Origin of the sequence: Foetidibacter luteolus, from assembly GCF_009650435.1 — a bacterium.
GTDB lineage: Bacteria > Bacteroidota > Bacteroidia > Chitinophagales > Chitinophagaceae > Foetidibacter > Foetidibacter luteolus.
Genome location: NZ_VVIP01000063.1, coordinates 24,960 through 44,500 on the forward strand (window position 1 = coordinate 24,960; position 19,541 = coordinate 44,500).

Here is a 19,541-nt window from a genome sequence, read left to right on the forward strand (position 1 = left end):
GAGGGATATTGTTAGTAAGCGTTACAGTACATTTTCCCTGGCGAAGGGCTGTGGTAAAGTGAAACTGTTTGTCATGGCATTTTTTAGCATGGGTGTATTTTTTTTAAATGCCCATGCCCAGGATAAATTGTATCCCAACGAATTTCCATTAAGCGATGTTGCCTTGCTGGACGGCCCGTTTAAGCATGCCCGCGATGTAAACATACAAACATTGTTGAAGTATAATGTTGACCGCCTGCTTGCCGGTTATCGTAAGGAGGCAGGGTTAACCCCCAAAGATTCCAGCTACCGCAACTGGGAAGGGCTGGATGGCCATGTTGGCGGCCATTACCTGTCAGCGCTTGCAATGAACGCCGCTACCGGCAGTGCGGAATGCAAACGAAGAATGGAGTACGTGATTGCGGAACTTAAAACCTGCCAGGATGCAAATGCAAAGAACCACCCGGATTGGGCAACAGGATATGTGGGTGCGGTGCCTAACAGCAATATAATTTGGGGAACGTTTAAAAATGGCGATTTGAAAGCATTTAACGGCGCCTGGGTGCCCTGGTATAATGTGCATAAAACGTATGCGGGCCTGCGTGATGCATGGTTGTATACCGGTAATGCAGACGCGAAAATTATGTTTGTAAAGTTCTGCGACTGGGCAATCAATATTACGTCTGGGTTTACGGATGAACAAATGCAATCCATGCTGGATATGGAGCATGGCGGGATGAATGAAACTTTCGCGGATGCTTATCAAATAACAGGCAGTGAAAAATACTTAACGGCGGCCAAACGCTTCTCTCACCGCATGCTGCTGGACGCGATGGCACAAGGTAATGACAACCTTGATAACAGGCATGCCAACACGCAGGTGCCTAAAGCCGTTGGCTTTGCCAGGATTGGCGAATTGACCCGTGACGATAACTTTTTAAAGGCTGGGGAATTCTTTTGGCAAACAGTAACCGCTAACCGCACATTAGCATTCGGCGGCAACAGCAGGAGGGAGTTTTTTCCCGCTGTTGCAGCGTGTACAGATTTTATTCATGATGTGGAAGGGCCGGAGTCCTGCAACTCCTATAACATGCTGAAACTGTCGGAAGATTTATTCAGGTTAAACGGCCTGGCAAAGTATGCAGATTATTACGAAAGAGCTTTGTATAACCATATCCTGTCCACACAGCACCCGGTTAATGGGGGCTATGTGTATTTTACGCCGGTGCGGCCAAGAAGCTATAGGGTATATTCCGCCCCCAACGAAGCCATGTGGTGTTGTGTAGGCAGCGGTATGGAAAACCATAGCAAATACAATGAATTTATCTATACACACCAGCATGACTCATTGTTTGTCAACCTTTTTATAGCATCCCGGCTTAACTGGAAACAGAAAGGGATAACCATAGAACAGCAAACCGGTTTTCCTTATAAAGAACAAACAAAATTGCTGATCGCAAAAGGCAGCTCGCATTTTACACTAATGGTGCGTTACCCGTCATGGGTGAAAGATGGAGAATTGGAAATTAAGGTTAATGGTAAAGCCATATCATTTGTCAGGCATCCCTCTTCTTACATTGCTATCAACAGGTTGTGGAAGAAAGGTGATGTAGTGGAAGTGAAACTGCCTATGCACAATACCATAGAACAGTTGCCCAATGTGCCTGATTATGCAGCGATGCTGCATGGCCCTATAGTGCTGGCAGCCAAAACAGGCACTGAAGATTTAAAAGGCCTGGTTGCGGATGATGGCCGCTGGGCGCATATTGCCGGCGGTAAAAAATTGCCCGTGGATAAAGCGCCGGTTATAATCGCGGATGATAAACCTTCTATTACCGGCGCATTAAAACCTGTAAAGGATAAGCCACTGCATTTTACCGTTACCGGTTTGAAAGTAATGAACGGTATGGATATGGAACTGCAACCGTTTTACGAGGTACATGATGCGCGGTATATGCTTTACTGGATGGCCTTATCCAATGCCGGTTATCGCTCTTATCTTGATTCCATTGCGGCGGAAGAAAAAGAAATGGTGGCCCTGCAAAACAGGACGGTTGATTTTGTTGCCCCCGGTGAGCAACAACCAGAAGTTGACCATGCCTTGCAGAGCGATAAATCAAGAAAGGGAAATGCGCATGACCAGTTCTTTCGTGAAGCATTTGAGGATGGTTATTTCAGTTATAACCTTTCAACCAATAAGGAAAGCAGTTTGACTTTGATAATCCGTTATTGGGGCGCCGAATGGGGCAGCAGGAAATTTGACATTTATATTGATGATGAAAAACTGGTAACAGAAGATAATACCGGCCGGTGGAACCAGTCAAAATTTTTTGATATAAAGTATGCGATACCTGGTGCGATGGTAAAGGATAAGAACACCATACGGGTAAAATTTCAATCGCAGCAGGGAAACACTGCCGGGGGCGTATATTATGTGAGGTTGGTGAAGGACTAAAGGAAATGGTAGCTGAGTTTTTGGGAACAGGGAGTTGTGGTAATTGGCCGCTTTGGCTTACTGCTTAACGGGGATGTTGATCCTACAAACCGGTAAGGGGAAACCTGCTGCAAGGGATTTTATAAACAGCCAAACCGGAGAGTATTTCAAATTTTAATATTAAGCTACCAGGTATTTTTTGGTGGCCGGCGACATAGCCCTGTGGCATCGCTGGTTGCGCAATTTGCGTGGCAAAGCAGCAAATTGGTAACTACGTTGATCTGCAACAATACTATTAAGCTTTTATCTAAGCGAAAATTTGCAATGCACCCGCTATACTGTAATGCCCCTGCAGCAAAGTTTTTTGTTTTAAGGCCGGTTGCCTTTTATTCAATCCTTATCCAGTCCACATCTACATAACCGCCGGTTTGCTGTGTTGCATAATTGAACAGGCAAAACTTGTTGCCCGTAAATATTTTTAAACTAAAGCGCATAGCCAGTTCATTGCCCAGGGGTTTAAATGTTTTATTATCAGTACTGTATTCAAAAACTGCTTTTGCTGAAGCGTTGGATGCAAGGGTTTTAAAATAAAGTGTTTTTGATTTTACGGCAACAGAGTCAACCGTTTTTCCATCATTAACCATAACGATATACTTGCTGCCATCCACCTGTTTTACACCAACAAAAGCATACGGCTCCTGTAACAGGGCCAGTCCGGCTATATCTCCATCCTTCATGTTGCCCACATTTATTTTAGCAACAGCAACGGTGGGTATGGTTTGGTCACGTTTGGCAAAAGGCCTTTGTGTAAGCGTGTTACGTGCCATCTTAAAGTTGTTGGTAATGCCCGCAGTTGCTAACCGTAAAAAGCCCGGTTTTTGGGTAAGGGACCATTTTGTGGAATCCGGGTTGTGGTTCCATGCCCACTGCATGCCCAGCGTTCTGTTGTCAAATTCATCCGATGTTGGGAAATCTTTGATGGGATATGTTTTGCCCACATCCGGTTTTTTGTGGGTAACAACCGCTTTGCCGTTAACTCCAATCATAGGCCAGTCATCTACCCAGGTAACTGGCTGCAACGAAGGGAAACGGCCAAAAGGGCCACTGTCCACAAACAACATCGTCCACCATTCGCCGGTTTGTGTTTGTATCAATGCCCCCTGGTGTATCCCGAAATTTATGCCCCTGGTAGTATCATAAATCAGGAGCTTTTGTTCATAAGGCCCGTAAATATTTTTTGAGCGCAACGCAACCTGCATGCCATCCAGCCCTCCGTATGTGCAGTACAAATAATAAAAACCATTCAGCTTGTACACGTGGGCCCCTTCGAGGCCCTTGCGTATATCTCCCGTAAAGACCAGGGAATCCGGGCCGACCGGGTGCAGGTTTTTATCAACTTCGGTTATGGAAATTTTGTTGTATCCCTGCGCCACATAAATCTTTCCGTCGTCATCAAAGAATAACCCCGGATCGTAAAAGCCTTTGGGCAAATGGGTTATTTGCCATGGGCCTTCCGCCTTATCGGCGGTGCACATAAAGCCCCCTTCGTCAAGCGTAATAAAAAGCAGGTAAAACTTTCCGTTATGGAACTTAATGCTGGTGGCCCACTGCCCATGGCCATACCTGTTGCAACTGTCAAGATTGTAGCACTTGCTAAAGTCAAACCGCGGTACGGCATTGCTGCAGTATTCCCAGTTTACCAGGTCCTGGGATTTTAAAATGGTAACGCCGGGAAATACGAACATGGTAGTGGTAACCATATAATATGTGTCGCCCACCCTGATTACATCCGGGTCAGGAAAATCGGCAGGTATAACAGGATTGGTGTAGGTGCCATCGCCATTATCGCTGTGAACTTTTTGGGCTTTGACCTGAGCAAGCATTAACATCAGTGCCAGGCAAAGCCAGCATATTTTGTCGCGTTGTGTGGGCATAAGGAATTATGTTTTGTATGCGGTGTTATAATTTGCAACTACGATAAAGCATGCAAAGCAGGTTGTTGCGTTGCCCTGTACTTTGCTATCGTGTATACACACCTTTTCGCCGAAAGAAAAGGAACACGGATGACACGGGTTCAATGGATTTTCAGGTTTTTTTTCGCAAAATGCGAAGACCTCCATTAAGAAGTCAGGCTTACAAGCTAAGAAAAGTATGGATTAGCACGGATAATGCTGCATTGCAGCATTAAAATCCTTCTTATCCTTTCAATACGTGTTCTATTTAATATTTGTGTACACACGATAGCTGTACTTTGCACAAAACCTGGCAGCAAAAAAAGCAGCGTGCTGCACCCGGGTGAGGGATTGCAGCGGATACCCCGGTGAAGCCATCGCAGCCAGGGCTTTTGTGCCGGAGTAGCAGCGGAAAGCCCGACCCGAGGTACGAGGGACACCCCCTGAAAAATTTCTTATTGCAGGTTACAACAGCCGCTTATGCGCCCACCAGGTGCTTTTAATCTTTAACAAACGTGTAAAGCTGCCCCTTACGGGTTGCTATATCATAAAGTTTTGTACGGTTAACGGGAAGCGTTGACACGTTAGCGCTTGCCGATATAATTGGCGCCGGAATATCTTCCAACGCAAAAAACGGATTGCTGTTGATGCCACCGGCAAGCTTTAATGTGCCCCCTGCCGCTGACTTTATACCGTTTGGTACACGCAGGCGGAGGTTGCCCCCAAGGGTTGACCTGATGGTAACTTTTACCAGTTGTGCATCTTTCCATTCCATGTTAACTATTTCAAATCCCCCGATGGCACGCAGCCCGCTGATGCTGCCCGAAGGCCATGCATCTGGCAGGGCAGGCAGCAGGTGTATATCGCCGCCGGCACTTTGCATAAGCATTTCTGTAATGCCGGATGTACAGCCAAAGTTGCCGTCTATCTGAAATGGGGGATGAGCGTCGAACAGGTTGTTGTAAGTGCCCCCGCCAGCTTCATTTGTGCCAACGGGTGTAAGCTGGTTTTGGATAAGCTTATATGCGTGGTTGCCATCCAGCATTCTTGCCCACCAGTTTACTTTCCAGCCCATGCTCCAGCCGGTTGAAATGTCACCCCTGTGTGTAAGCGTTGTTTTTGAAGCGCTGAACAATTCCGGCGTGCGGTAGGGCGAAATTTGGTTGGAAGGAAAGAGGCCATAAAGATGGGAGATATGCCTGTGGTTGTCTTTAGGGTCATCAATATCGTCTAACCATTCCTGCAATTGGCCATGCTGCCCTATGTGCATGGGGGGCAGCTTTTTGCGCATTTGCCTAAGCGTGTCGGCAAAGGCTAAATCTTTTTTAAGTATTTCAGCAGTGCGTATAGTTGAAGAGAATATATCGAATATGATCTGGTTCGTCATGGTTGTGCCTGCGTCAAGGGATGAACCCTGGTGAGCCCCTGGTGCATTTTCGGGCGACATATCGGGGTTTATCACAAGCCATGGATGACTGGGGTGCTGCACCAGGAAATCAACATAAAAGGTGGCAGCGCCTTTAAGCACAGGATAAATGGATGCAAGGAAATCTTTGTCGCCGCTGTAGAGATAGTGCTCCCAAAGGTGTTGGCTTGTCCAGCCCCCGGCAGCGCTCCAAACGCCCCACAAAGCCCCGTCAACAGCGCCTGTAGCCCGCCAGATGTCCGTATTGTGGTGAGCCATCCAGCCCCTTGCGCCATACATATCCCTGGCTGTTTGCTGCCCTGTAACCGACATGTCTTTTACCATATCCAAAAAGGGCTGGTGCAGTTCCGCAAGGTTTGTTTTTTCCGCGGGCCAGTAATTCATTTCGGCATTGATGTTAATGGTGTATTTGCTATCCCACGGCGGGCGGATGAATCCATTCCAGATGCCCTGAAGGTTGGCCGGCTGGCCACCCGGTTGCGAAGAAGAGATAAGCAGGTAGCGGCCATATTGGTAATAAAGTGTGACAAGCTGGGGATCGTTTACCGTGTTAAAGTTCTTCAAGCGTTCATCCGTTGGCAGGTTTGCCGCATTTGTGCTGCCCAGGTTAAGTTTAACCCTGTTGAAATATTTTTGATATGCCGTTACATGCGGCCCTGCGATGGATGCGAAAGTTTTAGGGTAAGCCTTGTTCAGGTAATATGCAGCACGGGTGTTTTCATCGCCCGATATATCATGGTAGTTGTTAAAGTTGGTGGCAATAGAAATATAGACAGTCGCGGCATTGGCTTTGTCAACCCGCAAGGAGGTGTCATTGGCATAAAGGCTGCCGCCTTCCAATTTAATGCGTACAATACCTTTAAACCTTATCATCCCTTTTACCCCTTCATGATCCATAGTGGTGCCGCTAATGGTTAAATCTTTTGCCTCAGTGGTTAGTACTTTGGCATTTGGCTGCGGGGTTGCAAAAGAAGCTGTAAATGAAATGCTGGCAGGTTTGCCGGCAGTTAGCCGCATAGCAATAACCCGGTCTGGAAAAGAAGCCAATACCTCCCGGGTATAGGTAACACCCCCAACGGAGTAAGAGGTTTTGGCTACCGCTTTTTCAATATCCAGTTCCCGGTAGTAGTTTTCATAAGTTTCATGGCCCTCAAACTTCAGCAGCAGGCTACCTGCCGGTTGAAACATCTGGCCATGTGATTTTTTTGAGATAATTACACGGTTAGCTATGTCTTCCGCCTGTTTTTGTTTACCATCAAATATAAGTTGCCTTAAAACAGCCAAAGAATCCAGCGCCAGCGGGTTATCATTACGGTTGGGGCTGCCGCTCCATAGGGTATGCTCATTTAACTGGATGACTTCTTTCTGGACATTACCATAAACCATTGCCCCAAGCCTGCCATTTCCTATAGGCAAGGCATTTTCCCAAGTTTGGCCAGAGGGACGATTGTACCACAATTTCAGGGCAGGTTTTGATTGTGAAAAGCAAACTGTTGTAACAAGCAATAAAAAGGCAAACGTTGTTTTTTTCATGTAGCTGATATTGATGCGTAGTTATCGGTTATTTTTCTTTAAACGACAGAGGCACTTTTTGATAAGGTCCATTGTGCCTGGCCGCGTCCTGGTTACTGGATAATAATATGAGCCCTTTAAGGTTATGATGGCCAAGCATGTATGCTGCATTGATGTATTGGGTGTTTTTAGGAATTTATCCGAAGATAAATCAAGCTTGTCCTAAAGTTGCTGAGTTTAACATCTGGCAACCCGGATATTTGTCAATTGTACAATTCGAAAGTAGCGATATTTTTTTGGGACTGATGTGGTTTAAGCAATTTTCTATATGCCATTTTTATCTTGTTTGCGGAGATTATTGCCGGATCAGCACTGTAACCAATTAAGGTCTCTTAAATACCATTCCGTTTAGGTGTGGGAAGGGGGAGAAAAATTTTTTTTCAATATAGGAACGAGTGTTCCAAAAAATGTTATAATTTTGGACTGTTCATTCCTAAAACAGAATGAACGTTTATAACATGAAAAAATTGCAAAACAAAGTGGCGGTTGTAACAGGCGCTTCCAAAGGAATAGGCGCAGGTATCGCAAAAAGCCTGGCAGCGGAAGGCGCGGCCGTAGTGGTTAATTATGCATCAGCGAAAGAAGGGGCTGAAAAAGTGGTAGAGGAAATAGTGTCTGCGGGTGGCAAAGCCCTTGCCGTGCAGGGTGATGTATCAAAGGCAGTGGATGTTGAACGTTTATTTGCCGAAACAGAGGCTGCATTTGGCAACGTAAATGTGTTGGTAAACAATGCGGGTGTTTACCAGTTCGGTACTTTAGAGCAGATTACAGAAGATGAATTTCACCGCCAGTTTAATATCAATGTACTTGGTTTACTGCTTGCCACGCAGGGTGCTGTAAAAAGGTTTGGGGATAATGGCGGCAGCGTAATTAATATTGGGTCAACGGCTACAAGGATAACTCCTCCCGGAAGTTCTGTGTATACGGGCACCAAAGGGGCTGTTGATTCCATTACACAGGTATTATCCAAAGAATTGGGCCCTAAAAATATCCGGGTAAACTCCATCAACCCGGGCATGGTAGAAACAGAAGGTACCCATGCAGCGGGCTTTATCGGAAGTGATTTTCAGACCGATTTGGTTAAGACTACTCCGCTGGGCCGTATAGGGCAGCCGGATGATATTGCCCCCATTGCCGTGTTCCTGGCATCTGATGATTCCAGGTGGCTTACAGGGGAGACAATTATTGCCAGCGGCGGCGTCCGCTGAGCGGTGAAGGGTCTTGGTGTAAAAAGAGTAGCTTTGCCCAAAAAAGGGCAAAGCTGTTTTAAATATGGCAAGAAGCAAAGAATTCAACGAGGAGGAAGTACTTAAAAAAGCCATGAATTTATTTTGGGACAAAGGGTATAACGGTACTTCCATGCAGGATCTGATTGATGGCCTTGGCATCAGCCGCTCCAGCTTGTATGATACTTTTGGCGATAAGCGCCAGCTTTATATAAAAGCACTTGAGCTGTACCAACAGCAGTATGGTGGACAGCTTTGCACGCTCATCAAAGAGTCTGCAACAGCAAAAGAAGCCGTAAGGGAACTGCTTAACCTGGTTGTAGGCGATTTGCTTGGAGATAAGCAGCGCAAAGGTTGCTTTTCGGTGAATGCAGGCGTGGAGCTGGCTACGCATGACGAAGAGATCAGTGGAATGCTATGTCAAAATGAGCAACAACTCGAAAAAGTTTTTCTTAAAGTAATCAAAGATGGCCAGAAAAGCGGAGAGCTTACCACTTCTGCAGATCCACAGGCGCTTACGCGTTTTCTGATGAACACTGTTAAGGGTTTGCAGGTGTCAGTTAAATCAACCGCAAACCGTAACTATTTCAACGATATCATTAATACCACACTTCTTGTTTTGTATTGACAATACGCTTTACCTGCCGGCGTGAAACTGTAACAACGTAGAAGCAATGTCAAAATTTTGCGTACAGTTCTTTCTACTTTTCTCGTGAGTGTAAAATCTGCAATAGCGTAATGGCTTGATTTAGCGGATATCCGAAGTTCTTCCGCCATTTTGCTAAAACCACTTTTGCTTATGTGCAAGGCTAATGGCCTGCGCTTTGGAGTTTACATGAAGCTTATCATACACATTAGCAATATGCTTGCGGATGGTGAGCACACTGATGTTCAGTTCGCTGCTGATGCGTTTGGCATCCCAGCCGCTTACCATGTGCTGAAGCACTTCTTTTTCACGCTCGGTAAGTGTTGATGGCAGCGTTGTACCCTGCTGTTTTTCCGCTGGTTGTGGGGATACGCTTAGCAGTTGCAGCGCTTTTCTTGCTATGGCCGGGCTCATCGGGGCGCCGCCATATTCCAGCACATTAATAATGGCTTCTTCCAGTACCGTTGCCGGATCGTGTTTAAGCAGGTAGCCAGATGCCCCGGCTTTTATGGCTTCAAAAATTTTTTCATCATCATCAAATACGGTGAGTACTATGTAATGTATTTGCGGGTACAGGGATTTTGCCATACGTATCGTTTCAATGCCATCCAGTTCGGGCATTTCAATATCCATAAACAAAACCTGCGGCAGGTTGTTGTGGGGCAGGCCTGCCAGTTCTTCCAAACAGTGGTTGCCGTTATGTGCGGAAAATACCAACTGCATGTTGCCATGCAGTTTAATTTTCTGCATAAAACTGTTCCTGTTAATGGGGTTATCTTCCGCCAGCGCTATTTTAAAAGGCATAATAACAAAGTTCAATAATGAAAAGGAGTAAAGCAATAATCAATTTGTAGTATGTTTTACTGCTCCGGCTGGGTTATTATTACCTGTGTGCCGCCACCTGCAGCTTTTTCCCAGCTTATGTTCCAGCCTGCAAGGGCAGCACGTTCCTGCATATTTGCCAATCCATTTCCAGGTGTCCGGTGGTGTGTTTCCGGCATGCCAATACCATTGTCTGTCACCTCAATCCTGTTGTTAGCTATCATAATATTTATCCTGGTGCACTTGCTATGTTTCAACGCATTGTTTGCCGCTTCCTGTATAATGCGGAACAGGTGGTAAGCATGGGTTGAAGGTAGCAATACATCTTCATCCAACTGTTCCAATACCTCTATTGTTACATTGGGGTAGCTGGGTTGTAACCGCTGTACAAATACTTTAACCCTGTCGCTAATGCCCGTTAATGATAGCTCATCTTTTTTCAGCACCCAGATGGTATCACTCAGTTGCGACACCATGGCCCGGCTGTTGTTGCGCAGCTCCTGCATGGCTACCACACTCTGTTTGTCCATACTCTCCTGCTGTATAAATTCCAGGTTGCTTACTACAGAAGCGGCGTAAACACCCAGGTTATCGTGCAGGTCTGCCGCAATGCGTTTTCGTTCTTTTTCTTCTGCTTCTTTTACAGCCTCTTTCGAACGTAGTTTTTCTTCTTCCTGCAATAATTCCAGCTTTAGCCGCTGGCGTTTTTTATAATTGCTGAATACCAGCCAGCCTATTACGCAGATAAAGAACAAAAAACCCAGGGTGCCGTATAGCAGGTTATTTTTCTTTACCAGGTCAAGCTTTTGCTGAATAATGGTGTTCTCCTTTTTTTGTACTTCATACCTCGTTTGCAGTTCGGCAATCGCCTCGGCGGAATTGGCTTCATAAAATGAATCCTTGGCTGCAACCAGGTTTTCCAGGGTCTGCTGGTAAAGTGCATTGTTACCAATTTGTTTATAGCAGTTAGCCAGTGCTTCATAGTACAGCAGGCGTATGTTTGTTTTGTTGTTAAACACTTTGCCCTCACCATTCTTGGCATACAGGTCGCCCGTTTGCAGCCACTGCTTCAACATTTCTATGGCCCTTTTTGTTTGGCCGGTACTGTTGTAAAAATCAACCAGCAGCAGGTTGTCGTCCACAACAAGCGATGTGTTAAGGTTGGTACTCTGGCGTACTTCAATCATTTCTTTAAGGGCTTGTTCCGCCTGCGCAAGTTTATTACTGTGTATATATACATTGGATTGAATTCTTAACGCGGTAGCCAGCGTATTCAGGTTTTCTACCCGCCTGGCAAGCGGTAACGAAATGTTTAGGCAATACTGCGAAGAATCTTTTTTATCGGATGCATAGTAAGCATTGGCCATATTGGTAAAAATGGCAGCCCGGTTGCGCCAGAAAACGGGGCGGTCGGGAGATACCGCAAGTGCTTTTTCAAACCATTGCATGGCTTCGTTTGCCTGGCCCCTGGCTATTGCGATAGAACCAATGGTGTTGTAATTGGCGCCGAGCACTGCGGAATCTTTATAACGTTCTGCCTGGCTTACTATTTCGTAAAGTATAGCCAGGGCGTTCTTATACACGGATTGCTGTCCATAACACATGGCCTGTTGCCTCGCCAGCTTAAAGTAAATGTCGCGGCTGTTATCATTGCCAACAGTATGTTTTTTTATTTCTGGTTCCAACTCAGCAAGGGCGCTGTCAATCCAGCCCCAGCGCATGTAATCGTAGGCCATGGCCAGTTTAGCCATGCCTATGCTCCTGCTGTTGCCGCTTTTCAAAGCAAGGTCTTGCGCCTGTACGGCATAGTGGTCAAGCGTATCCCTGTTCATGCTTTGGTGTTCCTCGCAAAGGGCTAACATGGCTTTTAGTTTTTCACTGTCTGTCCGGGCACGGTAAATATCCTGCCTCAGGCTGTCAATCAGTTTTGTTTGGGCAGCGCCTGCTAATGACAGTGTAAAAGCTAAATAAAACAAAACAATAAAACGCCACATACCTGGTTATGGTTAAATGGTGGTGATAATGCCTGAGAAAATTTTCAGGATACCGGCAGTTGTACCTTGTGGAATCGCCTGTTGCGTCGCAATCCGTTCATCGCCTGGTTCATTGGGCGTCTTTTCAGCCCCTTGTAGCAGGCCCTTATAGCATTGTGCTGCTTGCGCTGTATCAGTTATCCTGGTTTATTTACCGCTTTATAAAAATAACTGATAAAACAGTTGTGTACTTCAGCCTACTACAAATTGAGTATTGCTGTAATTTTTAATACTACCCACATTTGTATCGTAATGGCAGGGTAGTAAATGTAGTAAAACCCTTCGCTTAAAAGTCGCCACAACAACTGAACGATGAAGTGCTTGCGACGCAACAGGCGATGCCATGAAAACCCACAGTTGGTATCCTGGAAAAACATCTTGTCCAATCCCGGAACAACACTCCACTTTAATCCAATGAAATTGAATTGCTGGCCAAAAATATTTTCGGCCCTAACCCCTTTATCAAAAAAAATGAACCACATCAACAAACGAACATCCTTATCATTCATGCCTTTAAAATTTCGCTTATGAAAAGAATCTTACCCATTATGATTTTTCTTCTGCTTTGCGGCATTGTGCAAGCCCAGGTGCAGGAGCGGGAATCTAATAACAGCTTTCAAACGGCTGATACGCTTAACGAAGCCTCCGTTAAAAAAGGCGATGTATCCCTCAGTGACCAACGTGACTATTTTTCAACGAAACTTGCCGCTGACGGTACGGTTAAAATAATTGTGAGCGCTACCAACACAGGGGCCGCCAATGGCTACCTGCGCCTGTATTTTTATGATAAGTCCGGGCGTGAATTGCTTAACCGTGTTATTGCCAACAGAACAGATGTTAGCGCCGGTGCAACCGTGCATGACACGGTTAACATTTATTCCCGCGGGGCAGACAGTATGTATTTTTTACTGTACGCGGATAACCAGCCCTTTGGCTACACGCTGCGCTATGATATTGCCAGCAAAAGCCCCAATGACAAAGAACCCAACAACAACTTTGCCCAGGCCATAAAATTTAATGAAGCTGCGGTGCAGAAGGGCCATGTTGGTTATACTGCCGATGGTGCGTATGACTCGCATGATTACTATAAAACCACGCTGGCAGAGGATGGCACGGTTAAAATAGCCGTATCCGGTGTTAATACTGGCGGCAGCAACGGTTATTTAAGATTGTATGTTTTTGACAAAAGCGGCCGTGAGTTGTTAAACCGTGTGGTAAACAATAAAACAGATGTGGCGCCGGGCCAAACGGTTAGCGACACGGTGAATATTTATTCCCGTGGCGCCGATACCATGTACTTCCTGCTGTATGCGGATAACCAGTCGTTCAGTTATAACCTGCAGTACAGCCTTATTGACAAAAGCACGAATGACAGGGAGCCTAATAATTCAACAGCGGAAGCCACAACTTTTTCAGAAAGCGATGTTAACGAAGGGCATATTGGTTACACAACAAATGGCGTATATGATGCAAGGGACTATTATCAATCTGCCATTACCGCGGATGGCAACCTGCGTGTAAATATCAGTGGCACCAATACGGGTGGCAGCAGCGGGTATCTTAGGTTATATGTATATGATAAAAGCGGCAGGGAACTGGTTAACCGTGTTATAGGCAATACCACCAATGTAGCGCACCTGGCAACAGTTTCTGAAATTATCAATGTTCCAAGCCGCTCTGGTGAAACATTTTACTTTTTGGTGTATGCGGATAACCGTTCCTTCAGCTACAATTTCAGCTACTCGTTAACAGGTATAACACAAAGTGACAAAGAGCCTAATAACACATTTGGCGAAGCTGGTGTTTTTAATGAAACAGATACTTTAACCGGCAATATTGGCTATACATCCAATGGTGTGTACGATTCCCGTGATTATTACAAAACCGGCCTTAGCGCCGATGGTACTGTAAAAATAATTGTTGATGGAAAGAACACCGGCGCCGCCAACGGTTACCTGCGTTTGTATTTCTTTGATAAATCTGGCAGGGAGTTGTTAAACAGGGTGTTGAATAATAAAACAGATGTAGCCGCGGGTGCTGCCGTTTATGATACCCTCCATATTTATTCCCGTGGTGCGGATAGCATGTATTTTTTAGTGTATGCGGATAACCAGTCGTTCAATTATCACCTGCGGTACGAGCTTACCACACAAAGCCCTGTTGATGCGGAGCCGAACAATACCATGGCCCAGGCTACTTTATTTAATGAAGGCGACGTATTGCTGGGGCATAGCGGCTATACCACTGATGGCGTTTACGATTTCCGGGATTATTACAGATCCTTACTGCCGGATGATGGTACGATGAAGATATCTGTTGCAGGCACCAATACCGGCGGCTCTAATGGCTATTTAAGGCTCTATGTATTTGATAAATCTGGCAGGGAACTGTTAAACAGGGTACTGAACAATAAAACAGATGTAGCGCCGGGTGCAACGGTGTACGATACCATCAGCATCTTTTCACGGGGTATGGATACAATGTACTTCCAGGTATATTCAGACAACCAGTCTTTTAGTTACAGTTTACAATACCAGTTAATTGACAGAAGTGAAAATGATAACGGCATTAATGATGCATTTGCCCAGGCCGCTTTGTTTAATGAAAAAACAGTGCTGAAAGGGCATATTGGCTATACTACCAATGGCGTATATGATTCCCGTGATTATTACAAAACCCTGTTGCCGGCTGACGGCACTTTCCACTTGCGCCTGGCAGGCACCAATACCGGTGGCTCGAATGGCTACCTGCGTGTGTATGTATTTGATAAATCCGGCAGGGAACTGCTTAACAGGGTTGTGGCTAACAAGACAGATGTAGCGCCGGCCCAAACAGTGTACGATACGCTTAATATTTACTCCCGTGACGCGGATACTTTGTACCTGCTTATGTATGCGGATAACCAGTCATTCAGCTACAATGCTTCTTATGTGTTAAACGACCAAAGCCCTAACGACAGGGAGCCAAACAATACTTTCGAAGAAGCTTTTGCCTTTGGCAGAAAGGATACGCTATACGGCCATATAGGCTATACCGTTAACGGTAATTATGATAGCCATGATTACTACAGGATGGGCATTTCAGAATCCGGTACGGTTAAGTTTTTTGTACAGGCTAAAAACACGGGCGGAAGCAATGGTTACCTGCGCATGTATGTGTTCAATTACAGCAGGGGCGAACTGCTGAACAAAGTGTTATTGAACAGGACAGATGTAAAGCCAGGTGAAACAATTAATGATACGCTCCTGTTTAACTGCATGCCAAAAGATTCTTTGTATATATTGGTGTATGCGGATAACCAATCCTTCAGCTACTCCATGCAACAGCAGGTAATTGGCCGCCAGCCCAAAGCCGCTTTTGAGTATGTAAGAACGGGCAATACATTTGGGTTCAGCAACAGTTCCGCCCGTGCAGACAGCTACCTGTGGGATATGGCAAATGGCTCAACCAACACCAACAGGTATGCACCTCTTACCACGTATGGCCCCGGTTATTACGAAGTAAAACTGGTGGCCTATAACAACACAGTAGCCGGTTGCAGTTTTACTGATACAGCCAAAGCAGGCTTTACTGTAAAAGGCCTGGAAAAGTATACGCCGCTTAAAGGCGGCCAGGGCAATGTTGTGTTCAATGTATATGGCGGCGGGCTTGATAAATCGCTCAGGGTTACGCTGACCAGGGGCGGCAAAGTATATACGGATTCCGCTTCCGGTGTAAGCCCGTATGCTAATATCTATGGCAGTATTTTCAACCTGCATGATGCCGAGCCCGGCGCTTATGATGTAGATATAGTCACCAAAGACAGCAGTTATCATTATCCCGGCGGCTTTACACTTGAAGGCAGAAGAGACAAGCTGCGCATAGAGCTGATAGGCCGGCAAAGCGTAAGAAACAATACTGACTACCTGTACACAGTAAGGGTTCATAACGATGGCAATGTAAATGCCGGTATTACAGAAGTGTATATGCTTTCATCAGACTGGATTGAAGTAACCAGGCTGGACAGTATTGTTTACCCGGTAACAACGCCTGGCGTTTCGCCGGATACGCTGCCTGAGGTAATCCATACCAGCATTAAAGGCGGCTATCCTACAGATGGTTATTTAAGGGGTTTCTTTGTATCAAATATACCCAATGGCGGCTACAGGGACCTTAATTTTAAAATCCGCTTCCTGCCGCATAACCAGGTAGGCCAGATGCATGTATGGGTAAACGGGCCTTTCAGCGGTTCTCCTATGTTCGATTGGGTTACCGATTGCTGGAAAGCAAGAATACGCAGAGGCTATACATACGGCAATATCCTGCTCAACAAAATACCGGTTGTTGACTGTGGCTGGAATGTATTAAAAACACTGTCACTTCCCATCACCTCAACTATATGGGGTATCAGCAATGGCTGGGACGTTGCCGCCTTTATGGGTTCAACAGTAAAATCTTTTGCAGGGCTTGTAAAAAACTGCGGCCCGGAAGCATTGGCTGCAACAGGCGTATTGGCGCCGCTGGCGGTTGAGTTAGAGGCTGTGGAATGGATGACCGATATTCCGCTTGATGGATATGATATTGTGCAGATGGAACAATACGCTTACGAAAAATGTCCTGATGGCAAAGATAAAGACCGTAAAAAACCTGACGCAGGCGGCTCAATGGACCCCAACGCCAAAGTTGGCCCTACCGGCTATGGCAGCAAGCGCTACATTAATGGCAATGAAAAGCTCATCAACTACAATATCTTCTTCGAGAATGTTGATACAGCAACCGCAGCCGCGCAAGTAGTAACCATTATTGACACATTAGACAAAAAGCTGTTCGACCTCTCCAGCTTTAAAATAAATTCCTTTGGTGTGGGCCTTAGATCATTCAGCCTGCCGCTTGACAGAAAAGAGTTTGTAACCGACGTTAATATCAGTAACGATCTCGCTGTGCGCCCCATCATCAAGTTAGATACTGCCACCGGCATATTGAGGGCCGTATTTACCACCATTGACAGGAAAACAGGCGATGTGCCGGATAACCCGCTTACCGGCTTCCTGCCACCCAATAAAACAGCGCCCGAAGGTGACGGTTATCTAAACTATTCCGTTAACCTGAAGGATGGCCTTGCCGATGGAACAACTATCAGCAACAAAGCCACCATCATCTTCGATAACAATGAACCAATAGCAACAGATGCCTGGGTGAACATATTAGACAACCGCAACCCCAGCTCATCCATTGATGATGCCAGGCTTGCCAACGATACCACTATCGTTATAAAAGTAAAAGGTAACGATGCGGCAAGCGGCGTAGAACACTATAAACTGTATGCTTCAAGAGATGGTGGCGACTATCTTGAAATAGGTGAAATACGGGATTCCGTAACCTTTAAGGCAGCACCCTCCACCACCTATAATTTTTATGTGGTTGCGGTAGATTCTGTGGGCAATGTTGAAGCTAAAGCAGCACAGTCAGAAGCTACGTTAACAACAGGTAAAACACTGCCGGTAAACATGCTGCCACTCGCCGGCGTAAACGAGGGCAAAGTCAACAGGCTCAACTGGTCAACCGTTATGGAGAATAACAACAAAGGCTTTTACATTGAAAAAAGCACTGATGGCAGGCAGTTTACGCAGGATGGTTTTGTGGCATCAAAAGCTGTTAACGGCAATAGCCAGCAGGCCATCACTTACGAATATGCAGATGCCAAACCATTGGAGCGTACCTGGTACAGGCTAAAGCAGGTTGATAAAGATGGCCGCTTTGCCTACAGTAACGTGGTTGTTTTAACAAGGGCGTCTGCCAGCAACGCGGTACTAAAAGTTTATCCTAATCCGGCCAGGGGTTTTGTGCACATCCAACACAGTGCAAGGGTTAACAGCATTACAGTAACGGATATAACCGGCAAGTGGGTAGCGCAGTTCCCGGTAAATATGTCCGGTAACTATAACATCAGTGCTTTAAAAAGTGGTATCTACTTTTTCGAAATTACCAGTCCGGCGGAAAAGCAAACCGTCAAGCTGGTGGTTTATTAATCCGGGGGTGTTCTAAAGTAAAGAGGTTGCCTTAATATGGGCAGCCTCTTGCTTTTTAGTTAAAAAGCCAGCGTGGCAAATGCCTTCTCCGAGGTTGATAATCTCCGAACAAGTTGTAACTGGTAATTTTTTTATGGGCCCGGCAGCAGGAACTACCAGGAGGCTTCCGTTGCGTCGCACTCTTCAACGGCTGGATTCGCTACGCAGCTTTTTAGCCCGGGTAGGGGAGGGTTTCTGCCGCCTTTGGCGCCAGAAACATCTTAAGTTGGCGCCGCTGAAAAGTCGCATAAACCCTGCAGGTCTTATCACTTGCTGGCTAAACCACCCTGCGGGCAAAGCTTAATAGCAATCATTTTCCACGGCTGACTCCAACAGTCTAACCAGTTGCTTATTTTCAAATACCGCAATATACCTGTTCATAAAAAAGTTTTACAAAGTCTAAAAATTAATCCCCTGGCAATAGGCATTTTAACCATTAATAATCTCACCGCCATTAGGATGAAGCACCTGCCCGGAGTAATAGCTTCCATCCTCACTTGCCAAAAATAGAAATGCCGTGGCCACTTCCACTGGTTCCCCGGCTCTTCCCATAGGCGTTTCTGAACCGAATTTCGACACTTTATCAGGCGGAAATGTTTCTGGTATAAGTGGCGTCCAGATGGGGCCCGGCGCCACGGCATTAACCCTTATACCCTTGTCAGCAAAGTAGGCGCTTAACGAGCGGGTAAATGAAACAATGGCCCCTTTGGTAGCGGAATAGTCTAATAAGCCTTTACTGCCGCGGTAAGCAGTCACAGACGTTGTATTGATAATAGAAGCGCCCTGTTTCAAATAAGGCTCTGCGGCCTGCACCATAAAAAACTGCGCGAAAAAATTAACGTCAAACGTGGCCCGCAGGTTTTCCTCTGTAATTTCAGATAGCTTCTTTTCGGGTATTTGTATGGCGGCGTTGTTTATCAGAATGTCAAGCTGACCAAACATTTTTGTCACCCGCTCAATAATGGCTATGCAATTTTTTCTTTTACTCACATCTTTCTTTATCAATACAGCAATAGCACCTTCGGCTTCCACAATCGTTTTGGTTTTGTCTGCTTCAATGTCATCTTCTTTATACACAATCACAACCTTAGCGCCTTCCTGTGCAAATAAAATAGCCACCGCCCTGCCTATGCCGCTATCCGCGCCTGTTATCACTGCCACTTTCCCGTCAAGTTTTTTATTTGTTTTGGTACGTTGATATTTCGGTTCCGGTGTCATCGCAGATTCCTGGCCCTTTTTCTGCTTTACCTGCTGCTCTGGCCTTAATTTTTTAGGTTTATTTGCTTTTTGCATGTCTTTCTGTTTGCCGCATTTACTTCACACTAAATACGTAGTTCGTTATATTGTTTACGCACTGCAATATTGGTTTTAGTTATGGGGGTGTCCCCAAGCTATCGCAAGGGG

At 45.8% G+C, this 19,541-nt stretch carries 10 protein-coding genes; 4 read left to right on the top strand and 6 right to left on the bottom strand.

The window, feature by feature from the left end:
* Nucleotides 1–73 precede the first annotated feature (73 nt).
* Nucleotides 74–2,434: a glycoside hydrolase family 127 protein gene (locus tag F0364_RS20970; RefSeq protein ID WP_153799776.1), complete on the top strand. Its 2,361-nt coding sequence runs from the start codon at nt 74–76 to the stop codon at nt 2,432–2,434.
* 365 nt (nt 2,435–2,799) lie between these two features.
* Here F0364_RS20970 and F0364_RS20975 read toward each other — a convergent pair whose 3' ends face one another.
* On the bottom strand, nt 2,800–4,347 hold the full coding sequence (locus tag F0364_RS20975; RefSeq protein ID WP_153799777.1) for a glycoside hydrolase family 43 protein: 1,548 nt from the start codon (nt 4,345–4,347) through the stop codon (nt 2,800–2,802).
* Between the two features lie 517 nt (nt 4,348–4,864).
* Nucleotides 4,865–7,324, bottom strand: coding sequence for a glycoside hydrolase family 95 protein (locus F0364_RS20980; protein ID WP_153799778.1), 2,460 nt, complete (start codon nt 7,322–7,324; stop codon nt 4,865–4,867).
* Nucleotides 7,325–7,821: 497 nt separating this feature from the next.
* Here F0364_RS20980 and F0364_RS20985 point away from each other — a divergent pair, with 497 nt between their 5' ends.
* On the top strand, nt 7,822–8,571 hold the full coding sequence (locus F0364_RS20985) for an SDR family NAD(P)-dependent oxidoreductase (protein ID WP_153799779.1): 750 nt from the start codon (nt 7,822–7,824) through the stop codon (nt 8,569–8,571).
* Nucleotides 8,572–8,635: 64 nt separating this feature from the next.
* Nucleotides 8,636–9,217 carry a TetR/AcrR family transcriptional regulator gene (locus F0364_RS20990; RefSeq protein ID WP_153799780.1) on the top strand — a complete coding sequence of 194 codons (582 nt, stop codon included), beginning with the start codon at nt 8,636–8,638 and terminating at the stop codon, nt 9,215–9,217.
* A 153-nt stretch (nt 9,218–9,370) separates the two neighbouring features.
* Here F0364_RS20990 and F0364_RS20995 read toward each other — a convergent pair whose 3' ends face one another.
* The 3 genes from F0364_RS20995 to F0364_RS21005 all read right to left on the bottom strand — a co-directional run bounded on the left by F0364_RS20995 (nt 9,371) and on the right by F0364_RS21005 (nt 12,599).
* Complete coding sequence (locus tag F0364_RS20995) at nt 9,371–10,039, bottom strand: response regulator transcription factor (protein ID WP_153799781.1); 669 nt, start codon at nt 10,037–10,039, stop codon at nt 9,371–9,373.
* A 56-nt stretch (nt 10,040–10,095) separates the two neighbouring features.
* Entirely contained in the window at nt 10,096–12,051 is a 1,956-nt protein-coding gene (locus tag F0364_RS21000) for a tetratricopeptide repeat-containing sensor histidine kinase (protein WP_153799782.1), read from the bottom strand.
* 239 nt (nt 12,052–12,290) lie between these two features.
* Complete coding sequence (locus tag F0364_RS21005; RefSeq protein WP_153799783.1) at nt 12,291–12,599, bottom strand: hypothetical protein; 309 nt, start codon at nt 12,597–12,599, stop codon at nt 12,291–12,293.
* An 18-nt stretch (nt 12,600–12,617) separates the two neighbouring features.
* Between F0364_RS21005 and F0364_RS21010 the strand changes: the two genes are divergently transcribed.
* Nucleotides 12,618–18,098, top strand: coding sequence for a DUF7619 domain-containing protein (locus tag F0364_RS21010; RefSeq protein ID WP_153799784.1), 5,481 nt, complete (start codon nt 12,618–12,620; stop codon nt 18,096–18,098).
* 468 nt (nt 18,099–18,566) lie between these two features.
* Here the strand turns inward: F0364_RS21010 and F0364_RS21015 are convergent, their stop codons facing one another.
* Nucleotides 18,567–19,430, bottom strand: coding sequence for an SDR family oxidoreductase (locus tag F0364_RS21015; RefSeq protein ID WP_153799785.1), 864 nt, complete (start codon nt 19,428–19,430; stop codon nt 18,567–18,569).
* Nucleotides 19,431–19,541 lie beyond the last annotated feature (111 nt).

Coding starts and splice junctions, on each gene's coding strand:
- F0364_RS20990 (WP_153799780.1), top strand. CDS start 8,636: ATGGCAAGAAGCAAAGAATTCAACGAGGAGGAAGTACTTAAAAAAGCC.
- F0364_RS21000 (WP_153799782.1), bottom strand. CDS start 12,051: ATGTGGCGTTTTATTGTTTTGTTTTATTTAGCTTTTACACTGTCATTA.
- F0364_RS21015 (WP_153799785.1), bottom strand. CDS start 19,430: ATGCAAAAAGCAAATAAACCTAAAAAATTAAGGCCAGAGCAGCAGGTA.
- F0364_RS20985 (WP_153799779.1), top strand. CDS start 7,822: ATGAAAAAATTGCAAAACAAAGTGGCGGTTGTAACAGGCGCTTCCAAA.
- F0364_RS21005 (WP_153799783.1), bottom strand. CDS start 12,599: ATGAATGATAAGGATGTTCGTTTGTTGATGTGGTTCATTTTTTTTGAT.
- F0364_RS20970 (WP_153799776.1), top strand. CDS start 74: ATGGCATTTTTTAGCATGGGTGTATTTTTTTTAAATGCCCATGCCCAG.
- F0364_RS21010 (WP_153799784.1), top strand. CDS start 12,618: ATGAAAAGAATCTTACCCATTATGATTTTTCTTCTGCTTTGCGGCATT.
- F0364_RS20975 (WP_153799777.1), bottom strand. CDS start 4,347: ATGCCCACACAACGCGACAAAATATGCTGGCTTTGCCTGGCACTGATG.
- F0364_RS20980 (WP_153799778.1), bottom strand. CDS start 7,324: ATGAAAAAAACAACGTTTGCCTTTTTATTGCTTGTTACAACAGTTTGC.
- F0364_RS20995 (WP_153799781.1), bottom strand. CDS start 10,039: ATGCCTTTTAAAATAGCGCTGGCGGAAGATAACCCCATTAACAGGAAC.